At 72.3% G+C, this 13,329-nt stretch carries 11 protein-coding genes; 5 read left to right on the forward strand and 6 right to left on the reverse strand.

The genetic code is table 11. The features are described 5' to 3' along the window. Positions 1-79: 79 nt before the first annotated feature. Entirely contained in the window at positions 80-2,515 is a 2,436-nt protein-coding gene (locus PGH47_RS13155; protein WP_271663573.1) for a glycoside hydrolase family 3 protein, read from the reverse strand. Positions 2,516-2,621: 106 nt separating this feature from the next. Between PGH47_RS13155 and PGH47_RS13160 the strand changes: the two genes are divergently transcribed. Further along, entirely contained in the window at positions 2,622-3,212 is a 591-nt protein-coding gene (locus PGH47_RS13160) for a TetR/AcrR family transcriptional regulator (protein ID WP_214331622.1), read from the forward strand. Here the strand turns inward: PGH47_RS13160 and PGH47_RS13165 are convergent. Further along, positions 3,175-3,585 (reverse strand): RidA family protein, encoded by a 411-nt coding sequence (locus tag PGH47_RS13165; protein ID WP_271663574.1) that lies wholly within the window; start codon positions 3,583-3,585, stop codon positions 3,175-3,177. The genes PGH47_RS13160 and PGH47_RS13165 overlap by 38 nt on opposite strands. 50 nt (positions 3,586-3,635) lie before the next feature. On the opposite strand from PGH47_RS13165, the gene PGH47_RS13170 reads away from it, so the two are divergent. Together PGH47_RS13170 and PGH47_RS13175 are read left to right on the forward strand one after the other, a co-directional pair. Beyond that, the gene (locus PGH47_RS13170) at positions 3,636-4,580 is read left to right on the forward strand and encodes a LysR family transcriptional regulator (protein ID WP_376058401.1); all 945 of its coding nucleotides are present in this window, start codon (positions 3,636-3,638) and stop codon (positions 4,578-4,580) included. Positions 4,581-4,663: 83 nt separating this feature from the next. Further along, positions 4,664-5,926 (forward strand): pyroglutamyl peptidase, encoded by a 1,263-nt coding sequence (locus PGH47_RS13175; RefSeq protein WP_271663576.1) that lies wholly within the window; start codon positions 4,664-4,666, stop codon positions 5,924-5,926. Here the strand turns inward: PGH47_RS13175 and PGH47_RS13180 are convergent. Both PGH47_RS13180 and PGH47_RS13185 read right to left on the reverse strand, forming a co-directional pair. Beyond that, a complete protein-coding gene (locus PGH47_RS13180) occupies positions 5,916-6,710 on the reverse strand; it encodes an EI24 domain-containing protein (RefSeq protein WP_271663577.1) in 795 nt (264 codons plus the stop codon). The genes PGH47_RS13175 and PGH47_RS13180 overlap by 11 nt on opposite strands. Before the next feature lie 69 nt (positions 6,711-6,779). After that, positions 6,780-7,643 (reverse strand): hypothetical protein, encoded by an 864-nt coding sequence (locus tag PGH47_RS13185; protein WP_271663578.1) that lies wholly within the window; start codon positions 7,641-7,643, stop codon positions 6,780-6,782. A gap of 165 nt (positions 7,644-7,808) precedes the next feature. Here PGH47_RS13185 and PGH47_RS13190 point away from each other — a divergent pair, with 165 nt between their 5' ends. Further along, positions 7,809-10,412, forward strand: coding sequence for a M14 family zinc carboxypeptidase (locus PGH47_RS13190; RefSeq protein ID WP_271663579.1), 2,604 nt, complete (start codon positions 7,809-7,811; stop codon positions 10,410-10,412). Between the two features lie 9 nt (positions 10,413-10,421). After that, entirely contained in the window at positions 10,422-11,579 is a 1,158-nt protein-coding gene (locus PGH47_RS13195) for a serine hydrolase domain-containing protein (protein WP_271663580.1), read from the forward strand. A gap of 129 nt (positions 11,580-11,708) precedes the next feature. Here the strand turns inward: PGH47_RS13195 and PGH47_RS13200 are convergent, their stop codons facing one another. Further along, entirely contained in the window at positions 11,709-12,128 is a 420-nt protein-coding gene (locus PGH47_RS13200) for an organic hydroperoxide resistance protein (protein ID WP_271663581.1), read from the reverse strand. 97 nt (positions 12,129-12,225) lie between these two features. Then, positions 12,226-13,224, reverse strand: coding sequence for an NADP-dependent oxidoreductase (locus tag PGH47_RS13205; RefSeq protein ID WP_271663582.1), 999 nt, complete (start codon positions 13,222-13,224; stop codon positions 12,226-12,228). Positions 13,225-13,329: the final 105 nt, after the last annotated feature.

The following is a 13,329-nucleotide window of genomic DNA, read 5'->3' on the forward strand; positions in this document are numbered from 1 at the left end:
GCGGCGGCGAACCCACGAGCCCCGGTCCAGGTGTTGTCAGGGTCCTGGACCGGGGCTGTTCCTGGGTACTTCTCCCGGGTCAGACGTTAATCGTCGCCGTGACCCGACGGTCCGCGATCGAGCGCCCCACCTGGATCTCGTACGAACCCTTCACAAAGGTCCACGCATTGGTCTTCTCGTCCCAGACCTCGAACGCCCGGCGCGGCAGTTCGACCACGGCCTCGCCCCGCTCCCCCGGTCCCGCCTCCACAGCGGCGAACCCGGCAAGCCACCGCGCCGGCCGCTCGGCGTCCGGCTCGCTCGGCGCCAGATAGACCTGCACGACCTCGCGCCCGGCGCGCTCGCCGGAGTTGCGGACGCGGACGGTGACGGTGCTGCCCTTGACCTCGGCGGACTCGTAGGTCCAGTCGGTGTAGCCGAGGCCGTGTCCGAAGGGGTACGACGGGGCCCTGCCGTGCTTCTCCCAGGCGCGGTAGCCGATGAAGACGCCCTCGGTGTACGACAGCCCGCCGGACGTGGGGACGACCTCGGTGACCGGGGCGTCGGTCAGGGAGCCCCAGGTGGTGGGCAGTCGGCCGCCCGGCTCGTGGGTGCCCGTGAGGACGTCCGCCAGGGCGGCGCCGCCCTCCTGGCCGGGGAACCAGCTCAGCAGCACCGCGGCGACGTCCGCGCGCCACGGCAGTTCCACCGGGGAGCCGGAGTTGACGACCACGACGGTGTTCGGGTTGCCAGCGGCGACGGCGCGCACCAGCTCGTCCTGGTGGCCCGGGAGCCGGAGGTCCGTGCGGTCGAAGCCCTCGGACTCGACGCGGTCGGTGGTGGCGACCACGACGACGGCCGTGTCGGCGGCCCGGGCGGCCTCGACGGCCTCGGCGATCAGCTCGTCGGGGGCGCGCTGCGGCTCCTGGTGGGCGAGCGTGAAACCGACGACCTTCATCGGGACGTCCTCGGGGAACTCCACGACGTGGGTGAGGGAGACCTCCACAGGGGTGCCGGCGGTGAGTTCGGGCTGGGCGCGCGGGACGGGGGCGCCGAAGAAGGTGATGAAGGGGTCGTCCTTGGCGGGGCGCTGGACGTCGTCGTAGTAGGTGGTGCCGTCGATGACGAGCCGGAAGCCGCCGATGCCCTTGATGCCGAAGGTGTGCGCGCCGGTTTCGCGCGGGGTGAAGGTGCCGGTCAGCTCGACGGAGTGCAGGGCCTCGTGGGTGACGCCCTCGGGGAGGTCGGAGCCCATCCACTGGATGTGGCCGCTCGGCGCGGACCCGGTGCCGATGACGTTGCCGTCGGCGTCCCGGCACACGGCTCGCAGCTCGAAGCCCTTGTCGGCGACGGCGAGTTCGGTGTTCGGGTCGGCGCCGACGGCGTAGGTGAGGGTGCCCTCGGGGAGCGCGGCGGTGAGGCCGTCGAGCGGGGAGACGACGCCGGCGGGGAAGACGGTGGCGGAGCCGCCGCCGAGGACGCGGGCGTCGCGGGCGGCGGCTCCGATGAGGGCGACCGTGCCGTTCGGGCGCAGCGGGAGGGCGCCGTCGTTGCGGACCAGGACGAAGGAGCGGCGGGCGATCTCGCGGGCCAGGGCACGGCCGTCGAGGGTCTCGGGGAGGTCGGTGACCACGGGCTCGGCGCCGTCGAGGATGCCGACGCGGGCGGCGAGCCGCAGGACGTTGCGCACGGCTTCGTCGACCTCGGCCTCGGCGACCCCGCCGTCGCGTACGGCCCGGGCGAGGGGTTCGCCGTACACGGTCCGCGGTCCCGGCATGGCGGCGTCGAGGCCGCCCTTGATCGCGCCGGCGGTGGACCGGGCGGCCGTCCAGTCGGAGACGTTGAAGCCGTCGAAGCCCCATTCGCCGCGCAGGACCTCGTTGACGAGGTGGTGGTGCTCGGTCATCGTCGTGCCGTTGACCGTGTTGTAGGCGGTCATGATGCCCCAGGGGCGGGCGTTCTCGACGATGATCTCGAAGGGTGCCAGGTACAGCTCGCGCAGGGCGCGTTCGCTCACGGTGTTGTCGACGGTGAAGCGGTCGGTCTCGGCGTCGTTGGCGACGAAGTGCTTCACGGTGGTGCCGACGCCGCCGGCCTGGACGCCGCTCACATAGGCCGCGCCGATCGTCCCCGTCAGATACGGGTCCTCGCTGTACGCCTCGAAGTGACGTCCGCCCAGCGGGGACCGGTGGAGGTTGACGGTGGGGGCGAGGAGCACGTGGACGCCCTTGCGGCGGGCCTCCTGGGCGAGGAGGGTGCCCGCGCGGCGGGCGAGGGCCGGGTCCCAGGTCGCGGCGAGGGCGGTGGGCGAGGGCAGAGCGACGGACGGGTCGTCGGCGGTCCAGCGCACGCCCCGGACGCCGATCGGACCGTCGGACATGACGAGGGACTCCAGGCCGATCCCGGGGAGCGCGGGCAGGGTCCACATGTCCTGGCCGGAGAGCAGTCGCGCCTTCGCGTCGAGGTCGAGCCGGGCGAGGGCCGCCTCGACGACCGCCTCGCGTGCTTCATCGGCCTGGGTGCGCCTTGCCGCCATCGCGGTGCCTCCTCGTTGAGTGCCTGCCTGGTGTGCCCCCATCCTGCATCGGCCACCTGTAGACCGGTAGGTTTCGTTATCTTGCTGTTATATTAGGGGTACGTCGATGCCGTACGGTGACGCCATGAACGCGAGGGTCAGGAGCGAGGAGCGCCGTGCCGAGATCGTGCGGGCGGCCCTGGAGGTGATCGCCGAGCGCGGTTACCGCGGCGCGAGCCTGGGCGCGGTCGCGGAGCGGGTCGGGCTCACCCAGCAGGGGCTGCTGCACTACTTCCCGACCAAGGACGCGCTGCTCGTCGCCGTGCTCCAGGAGCGGGACCAGTGGGACGCGGTGCCCAACACCCGGTGGCGCATGGACCTGCTGGCCTCGCTGGTCGAGTACAACGCGATGCGGCCCGGCATCATCCAGACCTTCTCCGCGCTGCTCGGCGAGAGCGTGACGGAGGGTCATCCGGCGCGCGAGTACTTCACGGAGCGCTACGTCCAGGTCCGCGCGAACATGGCGGAGATGCTGCGCGCAGAGTACGGCGACCGGCTGCCGAACGGACTGACCCCGGAGCGTACGGCTCCGCTGCTGGTCGCCGTGATGGACGGCCTCCAGTACCAGTGGCTCCTGGACCCCGAGTCGGTGGACATGCCGGGCGCGTTCCGGGACTTCCTCAGCCTGCTGGGTGAGAGGCGGGAAGGAACGGACTGACCGCGGCGACGACCTCGACCTCCACGCGGGCCTCCGGCCGGAACAGCCTCGGCACCTCGAAGGTCATGCTGGTGGGCGGGGTGCCGGTGAGGAACTGCCGCCGCACGGTGCCGTACTCCTCCAGGGTGCCGATGTCGGTGAGGCAGGTGCGGATGTTGACGACGTCCGCGAGGGTCGCGCCGTGCGCCGCGAGCAGCGCCGCGATCGTCTCGAAGATGCCCCGGGTCTGCTCGGCGACCGTCTCGCCCCCGGCGATCTGCCCGGAGAGGAACAACAGGGCGCTGCCGTCTGCGTGTTCGACGCGGGCGACCTGGGAGTAGTACGGGCTGAGCGGCTGGGGCGCGGAGGCCGGGTTGCCGATGGTGATCTGCATGCCTTCGACGCTAGGTCCGCCCCTTGCGATGCGACAAGCGAATGTCCAGCATGGCTGCCATGACGGATCAGCATGGCTTTCCCGAGGTCTCCACGGTGTGGCTGCGGGCGTTCCTCGAAGTCGCCCGGCAGGGCTCCTTCACCGGCGCCGCGCGCACCCTCGGGTGGACGCAGTCGGCGGTGTCCCGTCAGATCTCCACGTTGGAGGGGGCGTTGGGCGGCGTTCCGCTGTTCGACCGGCTGCCGCGCGGGGTGCGGCTCACCGAGGCCGGGCGGGCGCTCGTGCCGTACGCGGAGACCGTCGGGGAGTCGCTGCACGGTGCCGTGCGCGAGCTGGCCGCGCTGCGGGAGGTGGCCGGCGGGCGGCTGCGGTTCGGTGCCTTCGCCACGGCCGACGCGGGACTGGTACCGCGGGCCCTGGCCGGCTTCCGTGCCCGGCACCCCCGCGTCCACGTGACACGCGAGGAGGGCTTCACCCCGGTGCTCCTCGACCGCCTGAGCGCCGGCCATCTCGACCTCGCCGTCGTCTCCACCACGGGCCGCGCCCCGCTGGAGGCGTACGCGCTCCACCACCTCCTCGACGAGTCCCTGTACGTCGCCGTACCCGCCTCCCATCCCCTGGCCGGCCACGAAGGCCCGGTACGGCTGGGCCGGTTCGCCGACGCCGACTGGATCTCCGGCAGTTCCCACCCGGAGGGCACCCTCCTCGACGCGGCGCTGCGACAGGGCTTCCGGCCGCGTGTCGCGCATGTCGTCGGCGAGTGGACCGCCAAGCAGGGGTACGTCGCCGCCGGCCTCGGGGTGGCCCTGGTCCCGGCGCTGGCCGCCGCGTCCGTGCGCCCCGACGTCCGGCTCGTGCCGGTGCTGGACGTGGGCGGCCCGGCGCGGGCGGTGTACGCGGCGACGGCACGGGGGCGGTCACTGCCGCCGGCCGTGCGGGAGTTCCTGAAAGTGCTGGGGGAAGCGGCGGTGAAGATGTCCGGTGCCATGGCGTAGACCACTCCCGTCACGCGATACTTCCGGCGTCCCGCACGACGCACTTGATGCGCCCCCACCGTGACGGAAGGACCGGAAGTCCTTTGAATTCCATACGTGTTCGGATCGGCGTCCTCGGACTGGCTCTGCTGGCCGGACTCTCGGCCCCGACGGCGGGCACCGCTGCCGCCGCCGGTACTCAAGCGGCGCCGCCGACCGTCGAGGAGCAACGGCTCGACAGGGCCGTGCCCCAGGAGATACTGCGCCGCTCCGGATTCGACGCCCCGGCCGCGCGGTTCGCCCGCGACCTCGGGGCGGCGCACTCGTACGCGCAGGCCCGCCATGTCGTCGAGCGGACCGGTTCGGCGCTGTGGCGCAGGGCCGTGGACCGGGCGCAGGGGCGGGGGCCGGCCGGGGGTGATCTGAGCCGGGACGACGATCGGCCGTTGTACTGGGCGCGGTTGTCGATGACGCGCGAGGTGCGGACCTGGGAGCCGGGCTTCGGGCTGAGCGACGGGCAGCGGGGCGCGCTGCTGGACGCGCTGGAGCGGACCTCACGTGGTCAGACCGACATCCGGCTGCCGCAGGGCAAGGGGATCGGGCGGATCCTGGTCACCGGCTTCGACCCGTTCACGCTCGACCGTGACATCCGTATCTCCAATCCGTCCGGGGCCACCGCGCTCGCCCTCGACGGCACGGTGATCGAGACGGCGGACGGGCCGGCGCGGGTGGAGACCGCCGTGTTCCCGGTGCGCTGGCAGGACTTCGCCGAGGGCACGGTGGAGCGGACGCTGCGGCCGTATCTGAAGCAGGTCGACCTGTTCACCACCGTGAGCCAGGGCCGGGTCGGGCGGTTCGACGTCGAGCGGACCAACGGGGCCTGGCGGGGCGGCTTCCCGGACAACGACAACGTCTCCCGCACCGAGACCGTGCCGGTCGCCGACCCGGCCTCGCAGCCGCAGTGGACGACGACGACCCTGCCGTACGCGAAGATCGTCGCCGCGAGCACGGGCCGGTTCCCGGTGTACGACAACACGAGCGTGACCGAGATCCCGGCGGGCGGGACGCAGGCCGTGGTCCGGCCGGACGGGCCGACGCCCGGCTCGAGCGCGCGAGCCGGGGGCGGCGGGGACTACCTGTCCAACGAGATCGCCTACCGGGCGACGCTGCTGCGGGACCGGCTCGGCCTGCACGACACGCTGCCGGGCGGGCATGTGCACACGCCGGTGCTGCAGTTCGGGGCGGGCAACACCGACCCGGCGACCGGGTCGGTGACCGACCCCGAGTTCGTGGCGAACCGGCTGGACATCATCGCCCAGGTCCGGACGATCCTGAAGGTGGCCGCCGGCAGCCCGGTCACCGGCTGACGCTCTCCTGGTCGGGCGCGGGCGCCCCGTCCTCCTGGGTCTCCTCGCCCAGCAGCTCGCGCGCCATCAGCGTCGCCCCCGCCACCGCGCCCGGCATCAGGAACACCGCGACGAACGGGATCAGGAAGGCGGCGGCGAGGGGCGTGCCGAAGCCCCAGATCAGGGTCTTGCGGGAGCGCAGGAGGGTGAGGCGGTCGCGGAGTTCGACGCGGCGGCGCTGGAGGGCGACAGCGGTGAGTTCCTCGGTGAGGAAGAAGCCCGTGACCACGACGCCGAGCACCGGTACGACCGTCTGGCCGACGACCGGGGTGAAGCCGAGGGCGAAGAGCAGCACGCCCCACAGCGCGGCGCGCAGGACGATCCGCAGGCTGTCGCGGCCCGAGATCCACAGCTCGCGCCAGAGCGGCAGGCCGGACTCGGGCGCGGTGCCGTCCGGGGAGACGTCCCGGTCGACCTTCTCGGAGAGGTTCTCGTAGAAGGGCTGGCCGATCAGGAGAGTCACGGCGGTGAAGGTGACGACCGACAGAAGCAGGCCCAGGAGGAACAGCACGGCGGTGAGGAAGCCGCGGAACAGGCCCTGCCAGGGGCTCGACCAGTCGTCGGCGAACGGCGTCGACCAGGACACGAAGTCCTCGCCCCACAGCGCGAGCGCGACGAGCGCGCCCGCGTAGAGCGCCAGGGTGATCAGGCCCGGGATCAGCCCGAAGCCGTACTGCTTGCCGTGCCGGGCCACCCATCGCTGGCCCTTGAGGAAATACCTGAAACCGGCACCAAGATCGCGCATGGCAAGAACTCTAGTCGGGGCGTGTCACACCTCAGTCACAGCCGTTTCGGGGCCGGGTCACCATGACCTCTACACGGGGCTGACGGCCACCACGACACCCGGCTCGGCCGCCGGACTGACCGCCGCCGACACCCGTACCGCGACCCCGCGTGCCACGCGTCCGGTGCGCGAGGCCCCGGCGAGCAGGACCGGCTGGAGGCGTTCCAGTCCGGCCACGAGGAGTTCCTCGCCGGCGATCAGGGCGGGACGGGCGGCCTTGGCCGTGGCCGCCGCCACCTCCGTGAGATCGGCGAGCGGCGGGAGTGCGGCGCGGACGACGTTCGCGCCGGCGGCGGCCGTCCGCTCGGCGAGGGCGACCTGGAGCGGCATCAGCGGGGCCAGCGCGGCCGTCAACGCGTCCGCGATACGGCGCAGTTCGGGGGACGACTCGCGCAGGACCTCCGCGGCGGCGCGCAGCAGCGGGGTCACGGCGAGCAGGGCACCCGCGGCGACGCCCGCCGTCGCCGGCAGCAGGGGCGAGGTCGCCTCGACGAGTTCACCGAGCGCCGCCGCGAACTCCTCGATCGCCGGTTCCACCGCGTCCAGCACCGGCAGCAGGCTGTCGCCGAGGGCCGCGAGCAGGGCCTGCGCCGGTTCGCTCACCGGGTGGACGGCGAGGGGCGCCCCACTGGTGCCGAGGCGGGTGAGGGTCTCGACGATGCGGTAGAAGGCCTCCTGGGCCTGCGGGGAGGCGCTGGCCTCTGCCAGTTCGGCGGTGGTCCGCCGCAGTACGCGCAGGACCTCGGCGCCCGATCCGTCCTTGGGATCGAAAGTGTTGAGGGCGATCCGGGTGAGGTTCCCGGCAGTGTCCAGGAGCTGGCCGGTGATGTCGGTCGTGCTGCGCGCCATGCGGAGTACGTCGTCCCTGCTGGGGAGCGTGGGGATCGTTGCCATGAGTCCTCCTCGCCTTGCACACCCGGGGCCCTCAGCATGCCCGGTCCGGGTGCCCCGGCATGGGCCGTCCGGGGCATCGGTGACACCAACTCCCTCTTGTTGCGGTTGAGTCGAACAGGTACACCTCGCCGTACCGATCACAGGAAGTTCCCGGAGGAGGTACGCGTGCGCATCACGAGAACCGTTCCTGCGAGACCCGTTCCGATCACCGCCCTGGTCCTGGCCACGGCCGGCTCACTGCTGCTCACCCCGCAGACCGCCGTCGCCGAGCCCCGGCCGCCGGTCCACCGCGAGACCGCGCCGGAGGGGCCGGCCGCGCAGACGCCCCTGAGCGCGGCCCGGCGGGCCCTGGCCGCGGCGAGATCCGAGTCCACCACCGAGGCCGCCGCGGAGTCCGCCTCCGCCGCCGTGCTCGGCGACGACAGCCGCGGCTACCCCCGTCGCCAGGTCCTCGCCCCCGACCCCGAGAACCCGGCCGACAGGTCCATCAAGCTCGGTCTCGCCCCGTACCACTCCATCGCGCCGAAGCTGAACGCCCTCCAGGCCCTGGGCGACCGGGTGAGCGTGGAGGTCGCGGGGCGGTCGGCCGGCGGGCACCGGCTGTACCTCGTCACCGTCACCGCCCCGGAGAGCGCCCGCCAGGCCCGCGCCCAGGCGCGCATGCGCGAGCTCATCGAGAACGCGCCCGCGCTCGCCGCCAAGTCGCCCGGGATCAACCGGGACTACAAGGCGCCGGTCTTTCTCAACAACAACATCCACGGCAACGAGTGGGAGGGCACCGACGCCTCCCTGAAGCTCATCGAACGGCTCGCCACCGCCGACGACAGCGCGACGCGCGACCTACTCGCGCACAGCCGGCTCTACTTCAACATCACCGCCAACCCCGACGGCCGGATCGCCGGGACCCGCGCGAACGCGGGCGGCTTCGACCTGAACCGGGACTTCGTCACCGCCTCGCAGCCCGAGGTGCGGGCGATGCGGCGCATCATGATCGACAAGCAGCCGGCCGTCATGCTCGACCTGCACGGCTACGTCAACGGCACCCTCATCGAGCCGACCACTCCCCCGCACGGCGAGAACTACGAGTACGACCTGTTCCTGAAGAACACCTACGCCAACGCCCTCGGCATGGAGGCCGCCGTCAACGGCCTCGGCTACACGGCCGAGAAGGACGGCGTGCAGCCCGCGCAGATCCCGTTCCGGGACCAGGAGGAGGGCTGGGACGACTGGCCGCCGATCTTCACCCCGCAGTACGCGGCCTACCACGGCACGGTCGCCGCGCACACGGTGGAGATCCCGATGCGGGTGAACAACGCCGACTACGCGAGCCTGCCCGTCACCGAGCTGCGCCGCCGCTCCGCCATCAACGTCGACGTCGCCGGAGCCGCCCTGCGCGCCACCCTCGACTTCGTACGCACCCGGCGCGCCTCACTCGTCGCCGACCAGATCGAGGTCTTCCGGCGCGGGGCCACGGGCGCCGCCCAGGTCCCGGTGTCCGAGGAGACCGTCCCGGGCGTCCCCGGCATCGGCCCCGAGGACGTCTACACGACGACGTTCCCCCGCGCCTACGTCATCCCGGCAGGCCGCGCCGCCCAGCGCTCGGCGACGGCCGCCGCCCGCCTGGTGGACCACCTTCTCGCCAACGACGTCCGCGTCACGCGGGCACGGCACGACTTCCGGCTCGGCTCACGGACGTACGCGAAGGGCTCGTACGTCGTCGACCTGCGCCAGTCCAAGCGCGGCCTGGCGAACGCGCTGCTCGCGGACGGGCGCGACATCAGCGACAAGGTGTCGGTGATGTACGACATCTCGGGCTGGAGTCTGGGCCGGCTGTGGGGCGCGACGGTCGAGCCCGTGACCCGCGGCAGCCTGGCCGGCGCCCCGCTGCGGCCGGTGTCGGCCGCCGCCCCGGTCGGGTACGTCGCCCCGCGCGGCGACCTGCGGCTGCGGCTGGACGACCCGCGCGAGGTCGCGGCCCTGAACTCGCTGCTCCAGCAGGGTGTTCCGGCCCGCCGGGCGGCCGACGGCAGTGCGATCGTCCCGGCGTCCGCCCGCGCGAGGGCGGAGGCGGCGGCACGGACGTACGACGTCGCCTTCGACGCGACGAAGGTCAAGGGCACGGCCCCGCTGCACCGCACGCGAGTCGCCGCCGCCGTCACACCGGGTGAGCTCCTGGCGCTGCGGGAGATGAACTTCGAGGTCACTCCGGTCTCGCCGGGCGTGCTGAACGCCGGGTTCGACTGGTCGTCGGTGGACGTGCTGTTCGTGTCGGCGGGGCTGGACCACGACGATCTGACCGACGGCGCCCGCAGCGCCCTCGACACCTTCCTGGACGGGCACGGCCTGGTCGGGCGAGGTGTCACGGGTGCCGAGCTCAACGCGGCGGCCGGGCTGCTTGCCGTGAAGCCGGTCGAGGGCAACGGGGACGCCAACGGCGTGGTGCGGGTGGCGAACTCGCGCAGCGCCCTGATGAACGGCGCCCCCTCGCACGGCTTCGTCTACGCGCCCGTGTGGTTCACCGACCTCGGCCCGGGTGTCCGGGTGGAGCAGTCGTACGCCAACGGCGATCCGCTCGTCTCCGGGCACTGGCGGCCGTCGCAGGACGGCACCGGCGGGCCCGCGGACGCGGCGGGGCGGGCCTCGGTGGTCAGCGGGCCGCAGGCGGTCCTGTTCGGCACCGAGCCGATGTTCCGGGATCACCCCAAGGGAGAATTCGCCCAGGTCGGACGGGCGTTGTTCAGCATGGCGGACGCCGCCGGCACCAGATGAGGAGAGCGGATGACGCAAGGAATCCACGGCACCGTCGCGGACGGCTTCGAGCCGGTGCGCGAGGAGTTCGCCACGTTCGTCGCGGGTGAACTCCCCGACTACGAAGGACAGTTGTGCGCCTATGTGCACGGCCGGAAGGTCGTCGATCTGTGGGCGGGTGACGGCTGCGACGCCGACTCCCTGCACGGCGTGTTCTCCTCCACCAAGGGCGCCGCGTACCTCGTGGTCGCGCTGCTCATCCAGGAGGGCACGCTGGAGCCGGACCGGAAGGTGACGTACTACTGGCCGGAGTTCGGGGCCGAGGGCAAGGGCGGGCTGACCCTGCGCGACCTGCTCTCGCACCGGGCCGGCGTGGTCGGGCTGGACGCCGGGTTCACCGGGGCGGAGCTGGCCGACGACCGCGCGATCGCCGAGCGGCTCGCCGACCAGCGGCCGTTCTGGCGGCCGGGCACGGCCTTCGGCTACCACGCGTTCGTCATCGGCGCGCTCGTCGGCGAGGTCGTGCGCCGGGCCACCGGCCGCACCCTTCAGGAGGTGTACGAGGAGCGGATCCGGGCGCCGTACGGCCTGGACTTCCACCTCGGACTCCCCGAGGAGCTGGAGCCGCGCTACCGCTCGGTGCAGCCGATGGCGCCGACGCCGGAGCAGCAGGCGGTGCTGGACGCGACGCCGACGGGGCCGCACACCCTGGCCTCGATCGCGTTCAACACGCATGTGCCGGGGGCCGGCGAACTCGTGGACTACCCCAACTCCCGTGCCGTGCGCGCGAGCGGGCCGGCCTCCGCGGGGGGTGTGGCGTCCGCGCGCGGGCTCGCCGGGATGTACGCGGCGGCGATCAGCGAGGTGGACGAGCGCCCGCCGCTGCTGAAGCCGGACACGATCGCCGAGGTGGGCCAGATCCACTCCACCGGGTACGACCTGGTGGCCCGGTTCCACAAGTCCTTCGGCCTCGGCTTCCAGGCGATCTCCGACTACGTCTACCCGTTCCTGGGCGCGGGCTCCTTCGGCCACAGCGGCGCGGGCGGCTCCCAGGCCTTCGCCGACCCCCGCAGCGGGCTCGCCTACGGCTACACCCGGCGCCGGTTCGCCTATCCGGGCGGGGCGGCGCCGGAGAACGACCGGCTGGTGCACGCGGTGCATCGCGCGGCGCTGGGCTCCGCCCAGTAGCTCGGGGGGCTCGGTCGTGTCGCGGGTGCGGCCCGGTGGGGGCTGGTCGCGCAGTTCCCCGCGCCCCTTCAGGGCGCAGGCCGCACCCTGCGTCCAAGGGTGCGGCCTGCGCCGTGCAAGACGAACGCGTCAGAGCAGCGTCACGCTGATGTTGCCGCGCGTCGCCTTCGAGTACGGGCAGACCTGGTGGGCCTTCTCAAGCAGGTCCCGGGCCGTCGCGGCGTCGACGTTCGGGATGGCCGCCGAGATCTCGACGATGATCCCGAAGCCGTCGTCGTTCTTGCCTATGCCGACCTTCGCGGTGACGGTCGAGCCGGAGATGTCGGCCTTCTCCTGGCGCGCGACGACGCCGAGGGCGCCCTGGAAACAGGCGCTGTAGCCGGCGGCGAACAGCTGCTCCGGGTTGGTGCCGGCGCCGCTGCCGCCCATCTCCTTCGGCGGGTTCACCACGACGTCGAGCTTGCCGTCGTCGGTGGCGACCCGGCCGTCGCGACCGTTCTCGGCGGTGGCGACGGCCGTGTACAGGACCTCGGACTGCTGGATGGTCATGCGGTGTCTTCTCCTTCTCGGTCCGCCGCGACTCGCGCCCACGATCGACGACGGTTTCGGAAAGAAGTTACCGCATACCGGAAACCCACAGAAGGCGTCAGAGCTTGACGATCATCTTTCCGGTGTTGTCGCCGCGCAGAACCCCGAGGAACGCCTCCAGGTTGTTCTCGATGCCCTCGACGACCGTCTCGCGGTACTTGAGCTGCCCCGAGGCGACCCAGGGGCCGACCTCCTGGACGAACTGCTGCTGGAGGTCGTAGTGGTCGCCGACCAGAACGCCCTCGACGCGCAGCCGGTTCTGGAGGATCTTGACCATGTTGCGCGGGCCGGGGGTCGGCTCGGTCGCGTTGTACTGCGAGATCATGCCGCAGATCACGGCCCGGCCCCTGAGGTTGAGCGCGCCGATCGCGGCCTCCAGGTGCTCGCCGCCGACGTTGTCGAAGTAGACGTCGATCCCGTCCGGGGCGGCCTCAGCCAGCTGCTCGCGGACCGGGCCGTTCTTGTAGTTGAAGGCGGCGTCGAAGCCGTACTCCTCGACGAGGAGCTTGACCTTCTCGTCGGAGCCGGCGGAGCCGATGACCCGCGAGGCACCCTTGAGCTTCGCGATCTGGCCGACCTGGCTGCCGACGGCACCCGCGGCGCCGGACACGAAGACCGCGTCGCCCTCCTTGAAGGCACCGACCCGCAGCAGGCCCGCGTACGCGGTCAGGCCGGTCATGCCGAGGACGCCGAGGTACGTGGACAGGGGCGCGGCCTCGGGGTCGACCTTGACGGCGGCCGTCGCGTCCATGACGGCGTACTCGCGCCAGCCGAAGAAGTGCAGGACGTGGTCGCCGACCGCGAAGCCCTCGGCGTTGGAGGCGACGACCTCGCCGACGGCACCGCCCTGCATGACCTTGCCGAGCTCGAACGGCGCGGCGTAGGACTTGGCGTCCGACATGCGGCCGCGCATGTACGGGTCGACGGAGAGGTACTTGTTCCGTACGAGCACCTGGCCCTCACGGGGCGTGCGGACCTCGGTCTCGACCAGGGCGAAGTCCTCGGGCTTGGGCCAGCCGACGGGGCGGGAGATGAGGTGCCATTCGCGGTTGGTCATGGGGGTGCGCCTTTCCTGGTCCACTGCTTTTGCTGCTTCCACTGCTTCTGCTGCCAAATTTACTTCAGCATCTGAAACAACCATGCTCCTGAATATTTCAGGATG

Origin of the sequence: Streptomyces sp. HUAS 31 (genome assembly GCF_028198125.1) — a bacterium.
GTDB lineage: Bacteria > Actinomycetota > Actinomycetes > Streptomycetales > Streptomycetaceae > Streptomyces > Streptomyces chartreusis.

What these genes read in the sequence shown, in the direction of transcription:
- PGH47_RS13155 (WP_271663573.1), bottom strand. Translation starts at nt 2,515, where the DNA reads ATGGCGGCAAGGCGCACCCAGGCCGATGAAGCACGCGAGGCGGTCGTC.
- PGH47_RS13160 (WP_214331622.1), top strand. Translation starts at nt 2,622, where the DNA reads ATGCCGTACGGTGACGCCATGAACGCGAGGGTCAGGAGCGAGGAGCGC.
- PGH47_RS13165 (WP_271663574.1), bottom strand. Translation starts at nt 3,585, where the DNA reads ATGCAGATCACCATCGGCAACCCGGCCTCCGCGCCCCAGCCGCTCAGC.
- PGH47_RS13170 (WP_376058401.1), top strand. Translation starts at nt 3,636, where the DNA reads ATGGCTGCCATGACGGATCAGCATGGCTTTCCCGAGGTCTCCACGGTG.
- PGH47_RS13180 (WP_271663577.1), bottom strand. Translation starts at nt 6,710, where the DNA reads ATGCGCGATCTTGGTGCCGGTTTCAGGTATTTCCTCAAGGGCCAGCGA.
- PGH47_RS13185 (WP_271663578.1), bottom strand. Translation starts at nt 7,643, where the DNA reads ATGGCAACGATCCCCACGCTCCCCAGCAGGGACGACGTACTCCGCATG.
- PGH47_RS13195 (WP_271663580.1), top strand. Translation starts at nt 10,422, where the DNA reads ATGACGCAAGGAATCCACGGCACCGTCGCGGACGGCTTCGAGCCGGTG.
- PGH47_RS13200 (WP_271663581.1), bottom strand. Translation starts at nt 12,128, where the DNA reads ATGACCATCCAGCAGTCCGAGGTCCTGTACACGGCCGTCGCCACCGCC.
- PGH47_RS13205 (WP_271663582.1), bottom strand. Translation starts at nt 13,224, where the DNA reads ATGACCAACCGCGAATGGCACCTCATCTCCCGCCCCGTCGGCTGGCCC.